General features: G+C 69.6%; 5 protein-coding genes. 2 read left to right on the forward strand and 3 right to left on the reverse strand.

The genetic code is table 11. The features are described from left to right. Positions 1-80 precede the first annotated feature (80 nt). On the reverse strand, positions 81-1,802 hold the full coding sequence (locus HOV91_RS38280; protein ID WP_174190072.1) for a GMC oxidoreductase: 1,722 nt from the start codon (positions 1,800-1,802) through the stop codon (positions 81-83). A gap of 165 nt (positions 1,803-1,967) precedes the next feature. On the opposite strand from HOV91_RS38280, the gene HOV91_RS38285 reads away from it, so the two are divergent. Beyond that, positions 1,968-2,666: a TetR/AcrR family transcriptional regulator gene (locus tag HOV91_RS38285; RefSeq protein WP_174190073.1), complete on the forward strand. Its 699-nt coding sequence runs from the start codon at positions 1,968-1,970 to the stop codon at positions 2,664-2,666. Between the two features lie 61 nt (positions 2,667-2,727). Next, positions 2,728-3,714 (forward strand): NAD(P)H-dependent flavin oxidoreductase, encoded by a 987-nt coding sequence (locus tag HOV91_RS38290; protein ID WP_312884940.1) that lies wholly within the window; start codon positions 2,728-2,730, stop codon positions 3,712-3,714. Positions 3,715-3,716: 2 nt separating this feature from the next. Here HOV91_RS38290 and HOV91_RS38295 read toward each other — a convergent pair whose 3' ends face one another. Both HOV91_RS38295 and HOV91_RS38300 read right to left on the reverse strand, forming a co-directional pair. After that, a complete protein-coding gene (locus HOV91_RS38295) occupies positions 3,717-3,911 on the reverse strand; it encodes a hypothetical protein (protein WP_174190075.1) in 195 nt (64 codons plus the stop codon). 43 nt (positions 3,912-3,954) lie between these two features. After that, the gene (locus tag HOV91_RS38300; protein ID WP_174190076.1) at positions 3,955-5,274 is read right to left on the reverse strand and encodes a family 1 glycosylhydrolase; all 1,320 of its coding nucleotides are present in this window, start codon (positions 5,272-5,274) and stop codon (positions 3,955-3,957) included. Between the last annotated feature and the right edge of the window lie 90 nt (positions 5,275-5,364).

The following is a 5,364-nucleotide window of genomic DNA, read 5'->3' on the forward strand; positions in this document are numbered from 1 at the left end:
GTTCAGAAGTCTTCGAGGGGGGCGGGCGGGCTTGGACGGCCTCGCCCGCCGCCGAATCCTGGCCGATGTTTGACGGGGAGCTATCCAGCGGCAGGCGTCTTGCGGATCTCCACGATCGGAAGCACGAGTGCCGCGGGGGAGTTCGCCGGAACGACCGGGCGCATCGGCGCGATCGGAGCGATGCGCCGGTATCCCGTACCCACCGGCGGCCGGTTGTCCACCTCGCCCTTGTTCGGCCAGTACGCCGCCGCGCGCTCGGCCTGCGCGACGATCGTCAGCGAGGGGTTGACGCCCAGGTTGGCCGAGACCGCCGCACCGTCGACGACGCTGAGCGTCGGGTACCCGTAGACCCGGTGGTAGGCGTCGATCACGCCGTGCTCGGCGTCGGCTCCGATCGCCGCCCCGCCCAGGAAGTGTGCCGTGAGCGGGATGTTGAAGATCTCGCCCCAGCTGCCGCCCGCGATGCCGCCGATCCGCTCCGCGACCCGCCTGGTGACGTCGTTGCCCACGGGGATCCAGGTGGGATTGGGCTCGCCGTGGCCCTGTTTGCTGGTGAGTTTGCGGCCGAACAGGCCCCGCTTGGTGTATGTGGTGATCGAATTGTCCAAGTGCTGCATGACCAGCGAGATGATGGTCCGTTCGCTCCAGTTCTTGGTGCTCAGGAAGCTGAGCAGGTCCATCGGATGCCGCAGCACCATGCCCAGGAAGCGCAGCCAGCGCGGAATGCGGCCACCGCCGTCGACCATGAGCGTCTGGAGCAGGCCCATGGCGTTGGAGCCCTTGCCGTAGCGGACCGGCTCGATGTGCGTGTCCGGGGTGGGATGGATGGACGAGGTGATGGCGACGCCCTTGGTGAAGTCAACGCCCGGGCTCACCTTCTTGGTGGCCGCGCCGACGATCGATTCCGAGTTGGTGCGCGTCAACACGCCGAGCCGGTCGGACAGATCGGGCAGCACGCCCTTGTCTCGCATGGCGAACAGGAGTTTCTGGGTGCCGCGCGTGCCAGCGGCGAGCACGACGTGGGAGGCGGTGAGCGTGCGCGGCTGCTTGCGCAGCCACGCGCCGGTGCGCGCGGTGGACACGTCCCAGGTGCCGTCGGCGTGCGGGCGCAGCGCGGTGACCGTCGTCATCGGAATGACCTCGACACCGGCCTGCTCGGCCAGATAGAGGTAGTTCTTCACCAGGGTGTTCTTCGCGCCGTACTTGCAGCCGACCATGCAGTCGCCGCACTCGACGCAACCGGTTCGCTCGGGCCCCACGCCGCCGAAGTACGGGTCCGGCACGGTCTTTCCCGGCTCACCGAAGAACACGCCGACCGGAGTCTGCACGAACGTGTCGCCCACCCCCATGTCGTCGGCGACCGCCTTGAAGACCTCGTCGGCGGGCGTCATATGCGGGTTGCGCACCACGCCGAGCATTTGCTGCGCTCGCTCGTAGTACGGGGTCAGCTCGTCGCGCCAGTCGGTGATGTCGCGCCACTGCGCGTCGCGGAAGAACGGCTCCGGCGGCACGTACAGGGTGTTCGCGTAGTTCAACGAGCCGCCGCCGACCCCGGCGCCGCCGAGGATGAGGACGTTGCGCAGCGGATGGATGCGCTGAATGCCGTAGCAACCGAGGGCGGGTGCCCAGAGGAACTTCTTCAGTTCCCAGCTGGTCTTGGGCAGCTCGTCGTCGGCGAAGCGCCGGCCCGCCTCCAGCACGCCGACCTTGTACCCCTTCTCCACCAGCCGAAGCGCGGTGACGCTGCCGCCGAACCCCGACCCGACGATCAGCACGTCGAAATCCGTCGTCCGCTGGTCCATGTGGAACTCCTCGATCTGTCGCCAGTGACTCGGCTAACACTACTCCCGGGTAAGTAACGGGTTGCAATGCGCCCGGCGCCGCGCGATCCCGGTAGCCGTTCGACGATTGCTAGAGCGGTGCTCTCAATAGTTGACATCGCTCTCTGAAACGCGCATGGTTTTGCCATGCCTACGACACCGCGCGCCCGCGCCAGGGCTCAGACCATGAACGACATCGTCCGGATCGGGCGCGAACACCTGGCGACCGACGGCGCCGCGGCCCTGTCGCTGCGCGCGGTGGCACGCGACCTCGGCGTGGTGTCCTCGGCGGTCTACCGGTATGTCCGCAGTCGCGACGAGCTGCTCACCCTGCTCGTGGTGGACGGTTACAACGCTCTCGGCGACGCGGTCGACGACGCGCTGGCCGAGGCGGCGGACGACCCGATCGAGCGGCTGCGTTGCCTCGGGCGCACAGTGCGGCGCTGGGCGCTGGCCGAACCCGCCCGTTACGGATTGCTGTTCGGCACGCCGGTCCCCGGCTACGCCGCACCGGCGGCCGAGACCGTCGCACCGGGTACGCGGGTGATCGCGACGATGCTGACTCTCTTCGCGCGCGCTCACGACGCCGGTCGGCTCACCGTCCCGGCCGGTGAGCCGCGGATATCGGCACCGCTCGCGGGCAGTCTCGCGCGGATCCGGGACGAGTTCCAACTCGAGTTGCCCGACTGGCTGGCCGTGCGCGGCGTGACGTTCTGGGTCGGCCTGTTCGGCGCGGTGAGCGCGGACGTCTTCGATATGTACGGCGCGGATACCTTCGCCGACCGCGACGAACTGTTCGAACTCCAGCTCGACGGATTGCTGGACATGCTCGGTCATCGCGAGTGAATCCCCGCCGGAACGGGGGAGCCTGCGACCGGTTCCGGCGGCGTGTGCTGCGATGGAACGCGTGACGACGCCCGGCGAACGATCTCCCGCACCCGACCTGACCGCCGCGACAGCGTGGGCGCACCGGATCGGCGCTCGAATCCCGCTGGTCAACGCGCCGATGGGCGGCGTAGCGGGCGGACGGCTGGCCGCGGCGGTGACCGCCGCCGGCGGCCTCGGCATGATCGGGATGGGCAGCGCCGGCTCGGTCTCGGCCCTGGAACGGGAGTTGCCGCACGTCCGCGGTATCGACGGCCCGTTCGGCATCGGCCTGGTCGATTGGGTGGTCGCGGAACAGCCGCGGCTGCTGGATGTCGCGGTCGAGGCCGGTCCCGCGCTGATCTCGGTGAGCTTCGGCGAGAACCTGGACTGGGTGGCCCGCGTGGCGGAAGCCGGGATCGTCCCGGCCACCCAGGTGTACAGCGCGCAGGAGGCGCGGCGTGCCCGAGACGCCGGGATCGGGGTCCTCGTGGCCCGTGGCGTGGAGGGCGGCGGGCACGGCGCGGCGAACGCGGCGCTGCTGCCGCTCCTGGACGAGGTGCTGGACGTGGCATCGGTTCCGGTGCTCGCCGCCGGCGGCATCGGCTCACCGGGAGACCTGGCCGCCGTATTCCGGGCCGGGGCGAGTGGCGCATGGCTGGGGACCTGCCTGGCCGCCTGTTCGGAATCGCTGCTGTCGGAGGCGGGCAGGCGAGCCCTGCTCGACGCACGCGGCGAAGACACCGTGCTCACCCGCGCCTACGACGTGGGAATGGGATTGCCCTGGCCGCACCGGTATCCCGCGCGGGTGCTGCGCACCGCGTTCACCGACCGGTGGACCGGGCGCGAAGACGAACTCGCCGCGGATCCGTCCGCTGCGCGGACCCTCGCCATGGCGATCGCGGCGGACGATCCGGCCGTCGTGCCGATCGATGCCGGGCAGGGCGTCGGCTCGGTCATCGCGGTGGAGCCGGCCGCGCGGGTACTCGAACGCCTCTGGCAGGGCGTGACCGGACCGGTCGCGAGCTGAAGTCAGTCCTCGCTGCCGGTCCGATCGCCGAGGTAGCGGAGCAGTTCGGGATCGGCCGAGGTCAGCCGATCGACTTCCTCCCCACCGGTGCACTGGTAGAGCGCCACGGTGACCGAACCGGGCCTGCGGGCGGTCACCCGCCAGACTCCGCCCGAGTCGGTCCAGCGCTGCAGCACCGCGACGGCGTTCTCGGTCATCGCGCACCTCCACTCGGTGACGTACCCGGATGCGGCCTCGCGGTCACCGCGGCACGGTGACCGGGTCGGCGCAGCTGGCGGGCACGTCGACGAACGAGCAGTCCTTCGGCGCGCGGGTCGGCCGATAATCGGGCGCGACGCCACCGGCTCGGGTGATGGCCGTGTACGCGGCCACCGCGTCCGTCGGCTTGCGCGTGAGCGTCGGATCGGTCAGGACGTCGACCGTGTACAGGCCGAAACGGGGAGTGTAGGAACCCCACTCGTAGTTGTCGGTGATACTCCAGTAGTTGTAGCCGATCAGGTCGATGCCGTCGGCCTTGGCGCGCTGGAGCCAGTAGACGGTGTCGCGCAGCGAGTCCGCCCGCCCGTATCCGTCCGCGCGCGGCAGGCCGTTCTCGGTGGGCATGCCGTTCTCGACGATGTAGAGCGGCTTGCCTGGAAACTGGCGCGAATAGTGTTGCAGCGCATAGTAGATGCCTTCCGGCTGCAGCGGGTTCTTCCACAGTTCCGTGAAATTCGCCGAGCTGGTGAGGCTGTCGGGGGACAGGCCGTAGTAGTAGTCGATGCCGACGTAGTCGAGCTTGGCGGCGATCTTGTCCACCAGCGGCTTGTTCACCACGTCCTCGCCGCCGGGAATATAGGCGACGTTGCTGGTCACCATGGCGTCCGGCTGGACGCGGTGGATGTGGTCGTAGATGCTGTTGTGCGCCTGCGCAATCCGGTCCTGCATCGCCGGGGCGGCGGCCGGCGGCAAGCCGCCGTGCCGCAGTTCGTTCACCAGGTAGACGGTCGGCTCGTTGAACGTGACCCACAACGGCTCGTACCGGGCGTATCGATCCACGACCACGCGCGCGTTGGCGAGCCAGTCCGCCACGATGCCCGGATTGTCCCAGCCGCCGCGATCGACCGCCCAACCCGGATAGACCCAGTGGTCGATGGTGAGCATGGGCCGCATCCCGGCCGCCGTGATCGCGGCGACGACGTCGTCGTAGAACTTCAGTCCGGCCGGGTCCCACTTGTCCGGCTCCGGCTGGAGTCGAGCCCACTCGATGCCGACCCGATAGACCTTGACGCCCAGGTCGGCGGCCAAGGCGATGTCCGAGCGGTAGCGCGTATAGAAGTCGATCGAATCCCGGTAGGGGTCCGTCGTTTTGCCGGACGCGACGTAGCGGGACCAGTTGCTGTCCGGGGCGTGACCCTCCGATTGATATCCCGACGCGGCCACCCCCCAGAGGAAGTCCGGGCCCATCGGCGCGACGACAGCGGGCGGTGCGGGCCGGGCGGCCGCCGGGGCGGCGCCTCCGAGCAAGACCGCGGTGACAGCCGCGAGGACGGCCGAGAAGCGGCGGCGGTGGGAACGCATCGAACTCCTGTTCCGAGACGAGTGACGGGCGCTCGTGGACCTCCGGCGGATGCACCGGGTGGGGGTGAAGACCACGGGGGACAGGGTAAC

The organism is Nocardia barduliensis (assembly GCF_013315795.1).
Taxonomy (GTDB): Bacteria; Actinomycetota; Actinomycetes; order Mycobacteriales; family Mycobacteriaceae; genus Nocardia; species Nocardia barduliensis.

What these genes read in the sequence shown, in the direction of transcription:
- HOV91_RS38280 (WP_174190072.1), bottom strand. Translation starts at nt 1,802, where the DNA reads ATGGACCAGCGGACGACGGATTTCGACGTGCTGATCGTCGGGTCGGGG.
- HOV91_RS38285 (WP_174190073.1), top strand. Translation starts at nt 1,968, where the DNA reads ATGCCTACGACACCGCGCGCCCGCGCCAGGGCTCAGACCATGAACGAC.
- HOV91_RS38295 (WP_174190075.1), bottom strand. Translation starts at nt 3,911, where the DNA reads ATGACCGAGAACGCCGTCGCGGTGCTGCAGCGCTGGACCGACTCGGGC.
- HOV91_RS38300 (WP_174190076.1), bottom strand. Translation starts at nt 5,274, where the DNA reads ATGCGTTCCCACCGCCGCCGCTTCTCGGCCGTCCTCGCGGCTGTCACC.